We start from the raw sequence: 15,109 nt of genomic DNA, 5'->3' as shown, positions 1-15,109 counted from the left end.
TACGGGAAGCTACTTGTGGCAGGAGTGTGCCCATGAGCAGGGAACAGCGCATTCGGATCGATGGAATCCTGCGGCAGCCGGCTCCGGAGGGGCCCCGGACCGTCGAGGAGATCCGGGCCGGGTTCAGGGAGCTGATGGCCCGGATGATCGTGCCGCACAGCCGCATCCGGACCGCCGCCACGACCCTCGGCGGCCGGCCCGCCCTGCGCGTCGAGCCGAAGACCGGGCCGGACGCGGGCGCGGAGGGCGGCCCGGGCGCCGGGACGATCCTGTACTTCCACGGCGGCGGCTGGGTCTTCGGCTCGCCCGAGACCGCCCTCTCGCTGACCGGGAACCTGGTGGCCAGGACCGGCCTCGGGGCGTACTCGCTGGACTACCGGCTCGCCCCCGAAGACCCCTTCCCCGCCGCGATCGAGGACACCCTGAGCGCCTACCGCGCCCTGCTCGACCGCGGCGAGGACCCTTCCGCCATCGTCTTCGCGGGGGACTCGGCCGGCGGCGGCCTCGCCGTCACCACCTGCCTCGCCGCCCGGGACGCGGGCCTCCCGCTACCCGCCGCCGTCCTGGCCTTCTCCCCGGGCCTCGACGCGACCCGGACCGGTGAGAGCATGAGGACCAAGGAGGGCGTTGACCCGATCTTCACCCGCGCGGCCCTCGAACACACCGGAGCCATGTACCTCGCCGGAGCCGACCCGCGCCAGCCGCTGCTCAGCCCGGCCGTCCACGCCGACCTCACCGGCTTCCCGCCGATGCTGATCCAGGTCGGCGCCAACGAGATGCTGCTGGATGACTCCACCCGCCTGGCCGCGCGGGCGAGGGCCGCGGGCGTGGACGTCATCCTGGACGTCACCGCCGATGCGCCGCACGTGTTCCAGGCCTTCGCCGGAGTCCTCGACGAGGCGGACGAGGCCCTGGACCGGGCCGCCCTCTTTCTGCGTCAGCGGATCCGCGCCGGAGGCTCGGCGCGGGCGTCGGTCGAGTAGGGGCCCACGGCCGGGGAGGCCGGGGAGGCCGGGAGGGCCGGGGCGGTCGCGGCGGCCGTCCGATGGTTGCGGTTGTCGCGGTGGTCGCGGGTTCAGGTCTCGGTGCTCGCCTGGTGCAGCAGGTAGGCGCCGGAGGCGGCGGCGAGCAGGGCCATGCAGGCGGTGAAGACCAGGCCGGCGTGGGCCAGGCCGAGCGGGCCGGTGAGCAGGCCGACGCCGATGACGGGGATCGAGATGCCGAAGTAGGCGACCACGAACAGCGCCGAGAGGGCGCCGCCGCGATGCTCGGCCGGGCTCGCGGCGGCGACCTCGCCCACCGCGCCGCGCAGCCCCATGCCCTGGCCGGCGCCGCCCACCAGCGCGGCCAGCACCAGGAACGCCAGGACGGCCCAGGCGAGCGAGCCCGCCAGCAGGGCCAGTCCGGCGATCAGCACCAGGCAGCCCAGCGGGATCGCCCGGGCGCTGCCCAGCCGGGGCACGAGGAGCTGGCCGAAGGTGGAGGCGAGGAAGGCCGCGAACACGACGAGGCCGACGACCGCGCGGTTGTGGACGTCCAGGCCCTCGGCGAGGAAGGCCGGGCTGACCGAGGTGAACAGGCCCAGCAGGGAGAACCCGGCGAAGGCCGCGATGCCGGCCGGAAGGAACACCCGGCGCACCTCCGGCGGAAGTTCGGGCCGGTTGGGGCGGGCGGTGCGCAGCGGGCGGGCGTCGGCGACCGTCTCCGGCAGCAGCAGGAGCAGCCCGAAGGACACCGCGAGCAGCACCAGGTGCGCCGCGAACGGCAGCAGCAGGGGGTGCGGCGCGTACTGGGAGAGCAGGCCGGACAGCAGTGGTCCGCAGCCGAGGCCGCCCATGTTGGCGGCGGTCGCGACGAAGTTCGCGCGCCCGCGGTGCTCGGACGGGGCGAGCTCCAGGACGTACGCGGTCGCGGTGCCGGTGAACAGGCCCGCCGACAGGCCGGACAGCAGCCGGCCGAGGCAGAGCAGCGGCACGCTGTCCGCGGCCAGGAAGACGACGGCGCTGCCGGCCGCGCAGACCAGCCCGCAGAGCAGGACGGGACGGCGCCCGACGACGTCGGAGACGTTCCCGACCAGCAGCAGGACGCCGATGACGGCGAAGGCGTAGACGGCGAACACGAGCGTCACGGTCAGCTCGGAGAAGCCGATCCGCTCCCGGTACAGCCCATACAGCGGGGTGGGCAGGGTGGTGCCGGCCATGCAGACGGCGAAGGCGAAGGCGGCCAGGAGGTAGCCCGTTCGGGCGCGGGCGGGCTGAGTAGTCCGATGATCGGTCACCAACCCACGATAGGTGCGCCACCCGGCCGGGCCCACCCTGGTGCTGTGCGTCCTGGGCGTCGGCAGTGCGCTGGCCACCTGGGCCGCCCCCGGGATCATCGGCATCTACCAGCACGACACGCCCGCCACGCACGAGGCGTTCGAGCTGACCGTGGTCTTCGCCCGCTTCCTGCTCCCGCAGATCTTCTTCTACGGCGTGTTCAGCATCCTCGGACAGGTCCTCAACGCCCGGAACCGCTTCGGGGCGATGATGTGGATCCCGGTCCTGAACAACCTCGTGCTGATCACGATGTTCGGCCTCTACCTCGGCATGGTGACCGTCCCGGAGAAGGTCTCGGACATCACCGGTGCCCAGGTCAGGCTGCTCGGCATCGGAACCACCCTCGCCCTGGCCCTCCAGGCGCTCGCCCTGATCCCGTACGCCCACGCCGCCGGCTTCCGGCTGCGACCGCGCTTCGACTGGCGGGGCACCGGCCTGCGCAAGAGCGTGAGCGCGGCGCGCTGGACCCTGCTGTTCGTCCTGGCCAACCTCGTGGCCAACACCGTGGTCACCCGCCTGGCCTCCGCCGCGGACGCCGCCCTACCCGACGACGGCGTCGGCTACACCGCCTACAGCTACGCCCAGCAGATCTGGATGCTCCCCCAGTCGATCGTCACGGTCTCCCTCGTCACCGCACTCCTCCCGCGGATGAGCCGGGCCGTGGCCGAGCACCGCCTCGACGCACTGCGCGCCGACCTCTCCCGCGCGCTCCGGGTCAGCGGCGTCGTCATCGTCCCGGCGGCGTTCTTCTTCGCCGCCTTCGGCCCGCAGATCGCCCGACTGCTGTTCGCCCACGGAGCCGCCGACGCCGCGGCCACCGCCCCGCTCGGCCACATGCTGCAGGCCTTCGGCCTGGGGCTGATCCCGTTCTCCGCCCAGTACCTCCTGCTGCGCGGCTTCTACGCCTTCGAGGACACCCGCACACCGTTCCGCATGACGCTGTGGATCAGCGCCACCGACATCGTCCTGGCCGCGGCCTGCCACCTGCTGCTGTCCCCCCGCTGGGCGGTCACCGGCATGGCCGCCGCCTACGCCCTCTCCTACGCCGTCGGCCTGCTGCTCACCGCCCTGCGGCTCAGGCGCCGCACCGGAGGCCTGCTCGACGGCCGTCGCATCTGCCGCGCCTACGCCAAGCTGACCGCAGCCGCCACCGCGGCCGCCGCCACCGGCTGGCTCATCGCCCGCACCTGCACCCACACCCCGGCCCCGGCCTCCTGGACACCGGCCATCTCCCTCGCCGCAGGCGGCATCGCGATGGCCCTGCTGTTCCTCGCCTTCGCCCGCCTGCTGCGCATCGGCGAACTCCGCAGTCTGCCGGGACTGGGCGGCTGATCCGGTCCCTCGGCGATGCGTTCAGGGCTCGGTCCGCCCGCCGTCGGTGGTGAGGCGGTCGAGCCATTCGCCGAGGAGGTGTCGTTCGGCGCTGCTGAGGGTGGTCTGTTGGGGGAGGGCGGCGCGTAGGGCGCGGGCGGCGCCGGCGGGGCCGGTGTCGCGGACGGCGGGCCGGTCGAGGGTGATCGTCCTCTTCTACCTGGACCACGTCGGCTTCATGCGGGAGACGGCCCGGCTTCAACGGCCGTTGGCCGGCTACTTCCGGCAGGACTTCTGGGTGGCGGGCAGCGGCACGGTCAGCGAGCGCTACCTGCGGTGGACGGCAGAGGTCATGGGAACCGACCGGATGCTCTACTCGACCGACTACCCCTACACCTACGACCCCGGCACGGAGGCTTCCCGTACCTGGACACCAGCGGCGGCGTCGCCCGGTCGTTCCTGGAGAACGCGCCCTTCACGGGGGAGGAGAAGGCGGCCATCGGGTCCGGCAACTGGGAGCGCCTGACCGGGCACGTCACGGTCGACCACCGCCGTCGCCGGTCGGCCTGAGCCCGCGCTCGCCGCCGGTCGTAGCGATGCCCCGGCTCCGGTGGAACTGGTGGAACGCGCCAAGATCGGCTCCTGATCGTTGTTCCTGGTGGGGGCCACGGCCCGAGGCCGTCCTGGCACAGACTTTCAGGGCGTCGCGGCCCGGTCGGTGGCCGCGGCCTCGGCCCAGTTGATCCAAGGACTGCCATCGTGAGCGAGCGCGTTCTCACCCCCCGTCACCGGGGCTTCCTCTTCCTCAACTCCCATCCGGCGGGCTGCGAGCGGCTGGTGGCGGACATGTGGCAGGCGTGCCCCGGCTCCGCCGAACTGCCGGAGGGGGCCGGGCCGGTGGCGCTGATCATCGGTTCCTCGGCCGGGTACGGGCTGGCGGCCACCGTCGCAGGCCTCAAGCGCGCCGGCATCCGCGGCATCGCCGTGTCCTACGAGAAGGCCCCCACCGGGCGGCGCACCGCCACGGCCGGCTGGTACCGGACGGCGGCCACCGCCGACATCGCCCGTGCCGCCGGGCGGGACCTGGTCTTCCTCAACGGCGACGCGTTCTCCGACGCGATGAAGGACCGGGTCGCCGATCTCATCGAGCAGCGGTTCGGCGGCCGACTGGACTACCTGGTCTACTCGGTGGCCGCGCCCCGGCGCACCGACCCGGACACCGGCGGCACGTACGCCTCCGTCCTCAAGCCGATCGGCAGGGCGAACCGCACCAAGACGCTGGTCTTCGACGACCAGGGCGTTCCCGAGGTGCGCGAGGTGGAGACCGGGCCGGCCGAGGGAGATGACGTCGAGCAGACCGTGGCCGTGATGGGCGGTGCGGACTGGGAGCGCTGGATCGACCGTCTGGCCGGTCGGGGACTGCTCGGCGAGGGCTTCGCCACCGCGGCTCTGTCGTACATCGGCTCGCCGCTGACCGCGGCGATCTACCGGCAGGGCACCATCGGCGCGGCCAAGGTCCACCTGGAGGCCACCGCCCGCACCCTGGACGAGCGGCTCGGCAAGGCGGTGGGCGGGCGGGCCGTCACCTCCGTCAACGGCGCCGCCGTCACCCAGTCCTCCACCGCCGTCCCCGGGATCGCGCTGTACACCGGCCTGCTGCGCGGCGTCCTCGGGGCGGGCATGGTCCCGCCGGTGCGCCAGCTCGCCGCCCTGTGGGACCAGCTCACCGGTGCCGCCCCGCTCGTGCTGGACGACGAGGGCCGGATCCGCCTGGACACCTGGGAACTCGCCGAAGACGTCCAGGCGGCCGTCGCCGAACGCTGGGAGGCCGCCACGACCGACACCATCGCCGGTCTCGCCGACCTCGACTGGTTCCGCGCCGAGGTCCGGCGCCTGTACGGGTTCTCCGTACCCGGGGTCGACTACTCCGCGGCGGTGGCGACCGATGTTCCCTGGCCCGGTCCGGGAGTCTGGTCCGGGAGTCTGATGCGGGCACGGATCCGCTGAGCGTCTCCGGTTCCTCGAAGTGGCGGATGTCGTGGGCTACTTGGACTCGACCCGGCCGAGCGGGTCGGGCCCGGCCGCGAGCAGCCGGCGCGCCGTGGGCCAGGCGGGATCGCCGGGGTGGAGCGCGGTGCGGAGGTAGGCCCAGGTGAGGTGCTGGACCGCGGCGACGCGCTCGGGGCTCTCGTCCGTGGTCTCGGCGACGTCGTAGCCGGAGACCCCGCCGAGGCCGTGCCCCGCACCGAAGAGGGTGAGCAGGGACTTGGGCCCCGGGGCGAGAACGTACGGGTCGGTGTGCCAGGCCGGGCCGCTGACGGTCAGGTGGGGGGAGGGGTCGTCGTCACCGGCGACGACGAGCGTGGGCGTCGCCATCCGGGAGAAGTCGGTGGTCAGGAAGAAGGGGTAGTTCTCGGTGGTGAACCGGGTGAGGGCGTCACCCCCTCGGCCCGGGGCGGCGAGCAGGACGCCGGCCTTGATCCGGGGCTCGGTCAGGTCAACCTCGGTGCCGTCCTGGGGATCGGTGAGCCGGGCGCCCAGCAGCAGGCTCGCGGTGTGTCCGCCCATCGAGTGCCCGGCCACGGCCACCCGGCCCCGGTCCAGGCGTCCGCGGAGTTGCGGGACGGCGGTCTCGATCTCGTCGAGGCGGTCGAGGATGCGGGTCATGTCCTCGGCCCGCGACCGCCAGTACATCGGCGCCCCGGGGGTGTCGGGAGCCAGGCGCAGCGTCCGCGAGCTCAGGTGGGTGGGCTGGATGACGGCGAAGCCGTGCGACGCCCAGTAGTCGGCGAGCGGGGCGTAGCCGTTCAGCGAGGACAGGTGGTTCGAGGGCCCCTGGCCGTGGGAGAGCAGGATGATCGGCAGGTCGCTTCCGGTCACCGGGGCGGAGACCCGCAGCTGGAGGTCCACGGCGCGGCCGGGGGTCGGCAGGACCATCGGGCTGACCGAGAGGACGGGAGCGGGCTCGGGGGTGGTGTCGGGGGTGGTGTCGGGGGTGTGGGTCGATGCAGTCATGAGGTGCCTTTCCCTTGCCGCCCGGGCTGAGCCCAAAGCGGAACCTTGTTCCGGTCACGATACGGAACGTCGTTCCGTTTGGTCAACCACCCTTCGGGAGGGGGAAGGAAGAGGAAGGGGGCGGGAGGGGCGCCGGTCAGAGCTTCTCGGCCGCGCGGACCCGGTGGAGGTGGATGAGCACGTCGTAGCCGGCGCCCAGGGCGAGGGTGGGCAGCGGGTCGCGACTGAAGGTCGTCCCGGCGTCGTAGGTCGGGCGGGCCGTGTCCAGCCAGGTGCGGGCCGCGGGCGGGGCCTGGCGCAGGTCGAGGTAGTAGTCGCGGGGGCGGACCCGGTCCAGGAGGTACTCGTTCATGCCGAGGGTGGCCGGGGGCACGGTGGTGCTCTGCCAGTTGTCGGCGAACGGGTCGGTCTCGGTGAGGAAGGAGCCGGCGCCGAAGGTGAAGCCGATGCTGACGTAGTCGGCGCCGAGCGCGTCGCGCAGGTGGGAGCCCTGGGTCGTGGGGTACAGCGCCGGGTCGCTCGACCGGTAGCCGACATGGCCGTTGTGCGCCGAGAGCAGGACCTTGCCACCGAGGCGGCGCTGCCACCACAGGGTGTTGTCGGCCATCGCCCGGTCGCGGAGCACCTGCGCGGCGGTGACGGAGGCGCCGTCGCCGATCCGCATGGTGGAGAAGGCGAAGGTCCGGGCGATGTTCCGGGCGTGCTGGACGGCCCACTCGTACTCCGCGTCGCCGTCCTTCCCGGCGGCGGTGACCAGGTCCAGCGCCTGCTGCGCCAGGTCGGCGTTGCGCTGCCGCTCGGGCAGCGGGATCCGGCTCACGTAGCCGATGGCGTCGTCGAACGGCCGCAGGCCGGCGTACAGCTGCTCGACGCTCGACAGCGAGGCGGGCGCGGCCTTCCGCACGTAGGCGGTGACCTCGGCGAAGGGCTGCTCGCCGATCCCGGGGAAGCCGAGGTCGGTGCCCACGAAGTGGACCGGGCGCTGCGGGTGGCTGCGGTTGTACTCGCGCATCCAGCCGATGAGGTCGGCGAACTCCCGTCGCTGCCACGGCGATCCGGCCATGGTCCGGCGGACCAGCCGGCGGGCGTCACCGTCGCCCTCGCCCTGGACGTACGCGTCGATCAGCAGGCCGGCCGACCAACTGGCCTCCAGGGCGAAGGTGGTGAAGCCCTTCTCCTCGACCAGGTAGCGGAACACCCGGTGCTTCATGGTGAAGAACTCGTGCGAGCCGTGGGTGGCCTCGCCGAGGCCGACCACCCGGGCGTCGCCGATCATCACGCCCAGCGCCCGCAGACCGCTGGTCGGGGCGTCGGGCTCGGTGGACCGAAGGGGGTGGGCGATCCGGTCCAGCTCGGCGGAGACGTCCGAGGTCTGCGGGGCTGGGCCCGTCGTGCTTGCGGCCTTGGCCGTTCCCGGGGTGAGCAGGGCGGCAGTGGCGGCGACCGCGGTGCTGGTGGTGGCGGTCAGCAGGGTCCGTCGGTCGATCGGGGTCCGGGTGACGGTCATCATGGCTACTCCTCGGCTCGTCGGTTCAACTCGTCCGGCTGTGTGGGCCGGTGAGAGAATCCTCGTCCGCGGAGGGCGTGGGGCGCGCTGGGGAGGGCCGCCAGGTTTCCCGGGGGGCTTCCCCACCCGCCCCGGGCCCTTGGGGGCACCGGGACGGTTCCCCTAGGGCCACCTGGACGGCTGGGCGAAGTGCTGGTAGCGGGCAGTGTCCGCGTGTCCCCGCGATTCCTGCGGTTCCCGGGTGTTCCGGGTGTTCCGGGTGTTCCGGGTCAGGAGAGCCGGTCGGCGCGGTGGGTGGGGCGGCCATCCAGGACGGTGAGCAGGACTGGGACCTCCGCGAGGCCGGTGGCGGGAGTGGAGAACGGGTCGGCGGCCACGACGGTGAGGTCGGCCACCGGGCCGACCTCACCGGTGGCGCGCGGGAGCGCGTGATTCCGGGGGTGGTGGGGGTGTGCGCAGGAAGTCGGCGGGTTCGACTTCCCGCGTCGGGGTGTTCTGCGACGGGTGTCATCGAGGTACCGGTCGACCGGTTGCCTTGGTGTCGTCGTCGGTGGCGGCGGCGAGCGGGTCGGCCGGAGTCAGGGAGCGGATGCGCGGTATCGGGGAGGGGAGCAGCCAGAGCAGGGACAGAGTTCCTCCGACGGCGGCCGTGATCAGGGTGGCCCTGAGTCCGATGAGGGTGGCGACCATGCCTCCGACGAGGGCGCCGATGGGGCGGATGCCGTAGTTCACCGTGCTGTAGGCGCCGGCCACGCGACTGCGCATGCCGTCCGGTATGACGGCGGCTTGCAGGGAGTTGAGGTTGACGTCGAACAGCATCACGCCGATTCCGGAGAGGAACTCGGCAACCCCCAGAGCCCCCGCGCGGGCCCAGACGGGACCGCTCGCGGTGGCGGCGAAGGCGATGGGGGCCGGGAACAGTACGGCGCCAGCCGCGATGCTGCGGCCCACGCCTATGCGTCGCGAGACCCTCGGGGCTATCACCGCGCCCGCGAGCGCTCCGGTGGATCCGATGCCGAAGGCCAGCCCGATGCTCCCCGCGGAAAGACCGAGCTCCCGTTCGGCGAAGAGGACGGTCAGGCCGGAACCCGACACGAAGGTGAAGAAGTTGAGGGTCGTCGCACAGCCGAGGCTCGCCCGCAGCACCGGGTGGCGGACGACGAAGACCAGCCCCTCCCTGGCTCGCCGCAGCAGCGAAGGCCCCGCAGCCCCACCGGCGGTAACGGCTGGTTCATCGACCCGGATCGGCCCGATCAGGGCAGCCGAGGCCAGGAAGGACAGGGCATCGGCGACCACGGCGACGGGCGCGGTCAGAACCTGAACGAGGGCACCGCCCACGGCGGGGCCGACGACGAAGGAAGCGGACCGGCTGGCGCTGAGCTTGCTGTTCGCGTCGACGTAGGACGAGCGAGGCACGAGGTGGGCAAAGAAAGGCGGATAGGCGGTGTTGAAGAGCACCGCCGCGGCGCCGGTCAGCAACGCCACCGCATACAAGTGGAGAAGCGTCACCGTGCCCCACAGGTAGGCCGCGGGCAGGGTGAGCAGCACGCAGGCGCGGATCAGATCGGCCGTGATCATCAGGCGGCGCTTGTGGACCCGGTGGTCCACCCAGGCGCCCAGCACGATGGCGAGGAGATTCGGAGCCCACGCGAGCGCCGTCAGCCACGCGACCTGATCGGCCGAGGCATCCAACGCCACCACGGCGATCAGGGGTAACGCCAGCTCCGAGATCCGGTCGCCGAACTGCGACACCGACTGCCCGGCCCAGAAGCGAACGAAGCGCCGGTCTTGCCACAGTGACACCGAAGCGGCCGTTTCCCGTAAGGAGTTCACGCTGTCTCCCCCGTCCACTCGTCGCCGGCCTCCGGGAGGACGTAGCGCAGCAGCCGGACGCCGCGGCTTCCGCTCGGCCGCTGCGCCGGGTCGCGCGCCACATAGGGGGCGAGGATGCTTTCGATCGCGTCCTCGATGGCTGCGAGTTCCTCGGGGGACACCACCACGCGGGTGTTCGCCAGCCCTGCGGGCTTGCGCCACACGGGATCGAGTCCGGGCTCGGTCTCGGTCGCCCACCGGTGTGGCAGGTCGGCGGAGCGGGCGAACATCTCCCGGGACAGCGCCCGTGCGGCGGACTGGCCCGCCTCGTCCTCCGGCATCCCGAACCGGAAGCCCCGCGCCACGGCCTCCCATCGCCGCTCCCGGCGGTCCGTTGCGGCCTCGGCGTCGCGGACCAGCCCGAAGCCCGCCAGGTGACGCAGGTGCCAGCTGGTCACGGACGGGGTGGCTCCGACATCCGGTGACAACTGCGTCGCCGTCGCCGGCCCGTGCAGTTGCAGCCGCTCGAGGATCGCCAGCCGTACCGGATGCGCCAACGCTCGCATGGCCTTCGGGTCGATGATCTCGATATCGCCCAGGCGATTCCCATGCTCCATGTTGTGAGAGTGTTCTCTTATAATGTGTGAGAGTCAACTCTCACACCCTGCCCGTTGTTTGGTGGTTGCGGTTGGGGTGGTGCCGGGCGAACGGCGGTGTGGCCCGGGTGAGTTCCTTTTCCTCGCCGTCGTCCCTCCGGGCGTTCGGCGATGCGTGTCGGTGATCTCGGTTAGGGTGCGGACCGGCTGCGCCTGGCCATCGCAGGGTCGGCGCGAGGGGAGGGGCGTCATGATCGGCGTCATCGGTGACGGTTCGCGCGAGGCCGAGGATCAGGACGGTGAGGGCATCCAGTGGCTGGCGGATGCGGGTGGGGAAGTGGACGGCGTGGTGTTCGCACGGGGGATCCCGCCCGAGGAACTCGCCCGCCGGATGGGCGCCGACCCGGCTGCCGCCACCGGGCCGATCAGCGGGACGGAGATCTGGGACCTGGACATCGAGGTCTACCGCCCCGGTGACGACGGCGACGGCGTGATCCGGGTCGGCGAGGCGGCCGGGTGGTCCTTCGCGATCGAGTACGGGGACTCGACCGGCGGCGAACTGCTCACCGAGATAGCACGCGGTGGCGTCGAGGTGGTCCACTTCCGGCCGATGCCGGAGCAGCCCCCGGCCCTGCTTGACTACGCCCGGGACGGCGCCGTGCTGTGCGGCTTCGGCCTGGGCGAGGAGCGCTGGCGCTGGGGGCAGGAACCCGACCTGCTCGTGCCGGAGCTGGTCGCCGCGAACGTCCTGGAGGCCGATGGCGTCACCCGCTGCGCCCTCGGGGGCGTGCCGTACGCGGGCGTCCGTCGGCGGACCCTCGGTGTGGTCGGGCGGCGGTTCGGGCTGCGGCTGCCCCGGGCGGTGCTGGGCGAGCTGCGGCTGCCGGCGTACGTGGTGCGCGGCCGGCCTGGGCTGGAACTGTGCTGAGGCGAGCAGGGGCGAGATGAGGGCGGCGGTCATGGCAGGACTCCTTCCCGGGCCCCACCGGCGGGGCCCCGATGACCGTCATCCTCGCGCGCCGCAGACCGCCCACACATGTGCCGATCGGGAGGTTCCGACCAGCGGATTTGCCCGGCAGGGGTGCTGATCGGCCAGGGGAATAGCGGTGGATCCGGCGCAATCACGGTGGATCCGGCGCAATGGAAGAGCTGACGGCTACTCCTCCCGCCGTGACGGCCGCCAGCGCGCCAGGTGCTCGGCGAGGACGGTGCCCGGGTCGGCCGTGGTGTCGCGCAACGCCACCATGGCGGCGGTGATCACGTCGCACAGCTCGCCCTGCAGGTCGGCCACGGTGTGGCTGACGCCCTTGCGCGGGTTGGCGCCGAGCACGCCGAGCAGGGCTTCGGCGACCTCCCCGGCCTCCTCCTGGATCTTCACCACCTGGAGGTGCAGCAGCGGCAGTCCGAGCCCGGCTCGGTGGGCGGAGAGGTGGCGGTGGATGTCGTCGACCACGGCCCAGTCCGGCGTCCGCCCGGCGGTCAGCCGGGCCTCCAGCTGGCGCAGGTAGCCCTTGAGCGCGGGCGGCAGCTTCATCCGCTGCGCCTCGGCGAACGGGACCAGCCGCAGTTCCTGGCCCTCGCCGAGGACCAGCTCGGCCGGGTCGACGTCCACCTGGGCGTGGAAGGCACGCCGTCGGGGGCCGCGGTGGTCGGTCTCGGCCAGTACCGGGTGGAAGGGGCGCAGGTCGGGTACGTGCAGCCCGGTCTCCTCGCGCAGTTCGCGCACGGCGGTCTGGTGGGGCGTCTCGCCGGGCTCCCGGTGTCCGCCGGGGACGACCCAGTGGGCGGGCCACCGGATGTCCGGCTTGTCGTCGCGCAGCTGCAGCAGGACCTCCTGCCTGCCGGTGGTGATGAAGACGTCCACGCTGACGAAGTCGGTGTCGGTGCTCAACGTGCCCTCCGTATCCACATCCACTCCACATCCACTCCACGACGCGCCCGCGCCCGATCCGCGCTGCGCGGGCGCCCGACGGCCGGCGGTAAGGCTGCCACCCGGTGGGCCGGTTGAACCCTCACCCGGTCAGCCGGTGGCAGTCCGTTCGGCACACTCCCCCCGTCCGGGGATTCCGACGGGCGCCGCCGCCCCGCGGCCCCTAGGGTCTGTGGTGCGCCGACGGTGCCGAGCGCCGGGGCGTACGCCTGCCTTCCCGACGCGCTGGGGCGCAATGCCGTCCTGCGACGCGCCGGTGCCTTCGGCAGACCGGCCCGGCCAACCCGAGAGGTGGACCGCTCCATGCACACCGTCGTCCGCGGCGCCGGCGCGCTCGGCCTGACCGCGCTGCTGCTCGCCCCCGTCTCCGGCTGCCAGGGCGACGCTCACTCCGCCGCCGAGCCCGCGCCGACCTCCCCGGCCACCGGCACGGGCGTCGCCGGTCTGGCCGCCCAGCGGCTGGACTGGCGCCCCTGCCCGGCGCCGAGCACCGCGCAGGGCGGCGGCACCCCGCCCGCGAGCGACTGGCAGTGCGCCACCCTCAAGGCCCCGCTGGACCACGCCAAGCCGGGCGGCAAGACCATCGACCTCGCGCTGATCCGCAGCAAGGCCAAGGACGAGCAGCACCGGATCGGCTCGCTGCTCTTCAACTTCGGCGGCCCCGGTGCCTCCGGCGTGGCCACCCTGCCCGCCCTGGCCCCGGCCTACGCCTCCCTCAACACCCGCTACGACCTGGTGAGTTTCGACCCGCGCGGGGTCGGTGACAGCGCCGGGGTGAAGTGCCTGAACGACCCGGCGATGGACGCCAACGTGGCCGTCGACAGCACCCCGGACACCCCGGCCGAGGTCAAGGCCCTGGACGACAGCAACGCGCAGTTCGCCGCCGCCTGCGAGCACAACTCCGGCCCGGTGCTGCCGTACGTGGACACCGAGAGCGCCGCCCGGGACCTCGACCTGATGCGGCAGGTGCTCGGCGACCAGAAGCTCTCCTACTTCGGCATCAGCTACGGCACCGAACTCGGCGGCGTCTACGCGCACCTGTTCCCCCAGGAGGTCGGCCGGATGGTCCTGGACTCGGTGGTCGACCCGACCAAGGACCCGCAGCAGAGCGCGCTCGGCCAGGCCCAGGGCTTCCAACTCGCCCTCGCCGACTTCATGAAGGCCTGCGCCACCCAGGAGGGCGGCGCCTGCCCGACCGGCGCCGGCGGCGCCGAGGGCACCGCGCGGATCACCGACCTGTTGCAGAAGCTCGGGCAGTCGCCGCTGCCCACCGGCAGCGGACGCAAGCTCACCGAGAGCCTGGCCATCACCGGCATCGCGGCCGCCCTGTACAGCCAGCAGACCTGGCCCGCGCTGGCCTCCGGGCTCACCGAGGCGATGCAGCACGGCACCGGCGACACCCTGCTCCAGCTGGCCGACTCGCTGCTCGGCCGCGACCCGCAGGGGCACTACAACAACCTGAACGCGGCCAACCGGGCGATCAGTTGCGTGGACGCCCGGCAGCGCTACTCCGACCAGGACGTCGAACAGCAGCTGTCGCAGTTTCGCAACGCCTCCCCGGTGTTCGGCGCCTTCACCGCCTGGAGCCTGACCGGCTGCACCGGCTGGCCCGTCCCGGGCAAGACCGACCACCCGGACGTCTCCGCCCCGGGCGCCGCCCCGATCCTGGTGGTCGGCACCACGGGGGACCCGGCCACCCCGGTCGAGGGCGCCCACGCGATGGCGCAGCAGCTGGGCTCGGGCGTCGGCGTCACCGTCACCCTGAACGGCGAGGGCCACGGCGGCTACAACACCGGCAACCCGTGCCTGAAGAAGACGGTGGACGCCTACCTGCTGGACGGTACGGTACCTGCCGACGGGACCACCTGCAGCTGAGAAGTGGCCCAGGGTCGAGGGCGGTGATTGGCCCTGGGGAATGGTCCAATCGCGCCATATGGTCATCGACGTGAACACGCACGCGAACGAGAACACCACCAAGGTCGACTTCTACTTCGACCCCGTCTGCCCCTTCGCCTGGATCACCTCCCGGTGGATCCTGGAGGTCGAGAAGCAGCGCGAGCTGGACCTCAACTTCCGGGTGATGAGCCTGTCCGTCCTCAACGAGGGCCGCACCGACCTGCCGGAGCGCTACCAGCGCCTGATGACCACCGGCTGGGGCCCCGTCCGGGTCTGCATCGCCGCCGCCGAGCAGCACGGTGAGCACGTGCTGCGCGACCTGTACACCGAGCTCGGCACCCGCCTGCACGACCAGGACCGGGAAGCCGACGACACCGTCATCCGCGAGGCCCTGGTGGCGGCCGGACTGCCCGAGGAGCTCGCCGAGGCGGCCGGCAGCACCGCGTACGACATCGCGCTGCGCAAGAGCCACCACGAGGGCATGGACCCGGTCGGCGAGGAGGTCGGCACCCCGACCATCCACGTGGACGGCGTCGCCTTCTTCGGCCCGGTGCTGAGCGCGATCCCGCGCGGCGAGGACGCGCTGCGGGTCTTCGAGGGTGTCCGGCTGCTGGCCGGGTACCCGAAGTTCTTCGAGCTCAAGCGGACCCGGACGGGGTCGCTCGACTTCTCGTGACGGTCGCCCGCCGCCCGTCGCCCGCCGCCCGCCCGGTCCCGCCCGGTT

Annotated in this window: 13 protein-coding genes; 6 read left to right on the top strand and 7 right to left on the bottom strand. The window is 72.8% G+C overall.

Going from position 1 to position 15,109, the window contains the following annotated elements; all coding sequences use genetic code 11:
- Nucleotides 1-32 precede the first annotated feature (32 nt).
- Nucleotides 33-983: an alpha/beta hydrolase gene (locus ACIG5E_RS17440; protein WP_396534290.1), complete on the top strand. Its 951-nt coding sequence runs from the start codon at nucleotides 33-35 to the stop codon at nucleotides 981-983.
- A 92-nt stretch (nucleotides 984-1,075) separates the two neighbouring features.
- Here ACIG5E_RS17440 and ACIG5E_RS17435 read toward each other — a convergent pair whose 3' ends face one another.
- Nucleotides 1,076-2,281: an MFS transporter gene (locus tag ACIG5E_RS17435; RefSeq protein ID WP_396534289.1), complete on the bottom strand. Its 1,206-nt coding sequence runs from the start codon at nucleotides 2,279-2,281 to the stop codon at nucleotides 1,076-1,078.
- Between the two features lie 10 nt (nucleotides 2,282-2,291).
- On the opposite strand from ACIG5E_RS17435, the gene murJ reads away from it, so the two are divergent.
- Together murJ and fabV are read left to right on the top strand one after the other, a co-directional pair.
- Entirely contained in the window at nucleotides 2,292-3,650 is a 1,359-nt protein-coding gene (gene murJ / locus ACIG5E_RS17430) for a murein biosynthesis integral membrane protein MurJ (RefSeq protein WP_396534288.1), read from the top strand.
- Nucleotides 3,651-4,388: 738 nt separating this feature from the next.
- Nucleotides 4,389-5,636: an enoyl-[acyl-carrier-protein] reductase FabV gene (gene fabV / locus ACIG5E_RS17425; RefSeq protein WP_396534287.1), complete on the top strand. Its 1,248-nt coding sequence runs from the start codon at nucleotides 4,389-4,391 to the stop codon at nucleotides 5,634-5,636.
- A gap of 36 nt (nucleotides 5,637-5,672) precedes the next feature.
- On the opposite strand, the gene ACIG5E_RS17420 is transcribed toward fabV, so the two are convergent.
- The 5 genes from ACIG5E_RS17420 to ACIG5E_RS17400 all read right to left on the bottom strand — a co-directional run bounded on the left by ACIG5E_RS17420 (nucleotide 5,673) and on the right by ACIG5E_RS17400 (nucleotide 10,580).
- The gene (locus ACIG5E_RS17420) at nucleotides 5,673-6,644 is read right to left on the bottom strand and encodes an alpha/beta hydrolase family protein (RefSeq protein ID WP_396534286.1); all 972 of its coding nucleotides are present in this window, start codon (nucleotides 6,642-6,644) and stop codon (nucleotides 5,673-5,675) included.
- 136 nt (nucleotides 6,645-6,780) lie between these two features.
- On the bottom strand, nucleotides 6,781-8,154 hold the full coding sequence (locus ACIG5E_RS17415; protein ID WP_396534285.1) for an erythromycin esterase family protein: 1,374 nt from the start codon (nucleotides 8,152-8,154) through the stop codon (nucleotides 6,781-6,783).
- Between the two features lie 266 nt (nucleotides 8,155-8,420).
- The gene (locus ACIG5E_RS17410; protein WP_396534284.1) at nucleotides 8,421-8,546 is read right to left on the bottom strand and encodes a hypothetical protein; all 126 of its coding nucleotides are present in this window, start codon (nucleotides 8,544-8,546) and stop codon (nucleotides 8,421-8,423) included.
- Nucleotides 8,547-8,658: 112 nt separating this feature from the next.
- Nucleotides 8,659-9,984: an MFS transporter gene (locus ACIG5E_RS17405; protein ID WP_396534283.1), complete on the bottom strand. Its 1,326-nt coding sequence runs from the start codon at nucleotides 9,982-9,984 to the stop codon at nucleotides 8,659-8,661.
- Complete coding sequence (locus ACIG5E_RS17400) at nucleotides 9,981-10,580, bottom strand: ArsR/SmtB family transcription factor (protein ID WP_396534282.1); 600 nt, start codon at nucleotides 10,578-10,580, stop codon at nucleotides 9,981-9,983. The genes ACIG5E_RS17405 and ACIG5E_RS17400 overlap by 4 nt, the downstream gene beginning before the upstream one ends.
- A 229-nt stretch (nucleotides 10,581-10,809) precedes the next feature.
- Between ACIG5E_RS17400 and ACIG5E_RS17395 the strand changes: the two genes are divergently transcribed.
- Nucleotides 10,810-11,487 (top strand): DUF6461 domain-containing protein, encoded by a 678-nt coding sequence (locus tag ACIG5E_RS17395; protein ID WP_396534281.1) that lies wholly within the window; start codon nucleotides 10,810-10,812, stop codon nucleotides 11,485-11,487.
- Nucleotides 11,488-11,715: 228 nt separating this feature from the next.
- On the opposite strand, the gene ACIG5E_RS17390 is transcribed toward ACIG5E_RS17395, so the two are convergent.
- On the bottom strand, nucleotides 11,716-12,450 hold the full coding sequence (locus ACIG5E_RS17390) for an NUDIX domain-containing protein (protein ID WP_396534280.1): 735 nt from the start codon (nucleotides 12,448-12,450) through the stop codon (nucleotides 11,716-11,718).
- Between the two features lie 342 nt (nucleotides 12,451-12,792).
- Between ACIG5E_RS17390 and ACIG5E_RS17385 the strand changes: the two genes are divergently transcribed.
- Together ACIG5E_RS17385 and ACIG5E_RS17380 are read left to right on the top strand one after the other, a co-directional pair.
- Nucleotides 12,793-14,364: an alpha/beta hydrolase gene (locus ACIG5E_RS17385; RefSeq protein ID WP_396534279.1), complete on the top strand. Its 1,572-nt coding sequence runs from the start codon at nucleotides 12,793-12,795 to the stop codon at nucleotides 14,362-14,364.
- A gap of 58 nt (nucleotides 14,365-14,422) precedes the next feature.
- On the top strand, nucleotides 14,423-15,061 hold the full coding sequence (locus ACIG5E_RS17380; RefSeq protein ID WP_396534278.1) for a disulfide bond formation protein DsbA: 639 nt from the start codon (nucleotides 14,423-14,425) through the stop codon (nucleotides 15,059-15,061).
- Nucleotides 15,062-15,109 lie beyond the last annotated feature (48 nt).

The sequence above is a fragment of the Kitasatospora sp. NPDC053057 genome (genome assembly GCF_044546945.1).
Taxonomy (GTDB): Bacteria; Actinomycetota; Actinomycetes; order Streptomycetales; family Streptomycetaceae; genus Kitasatospora.
Note: the sequence above shows the minus strand (reverse complement) of the source record. Positions and strands in the feature narration are given on the sequence as shown.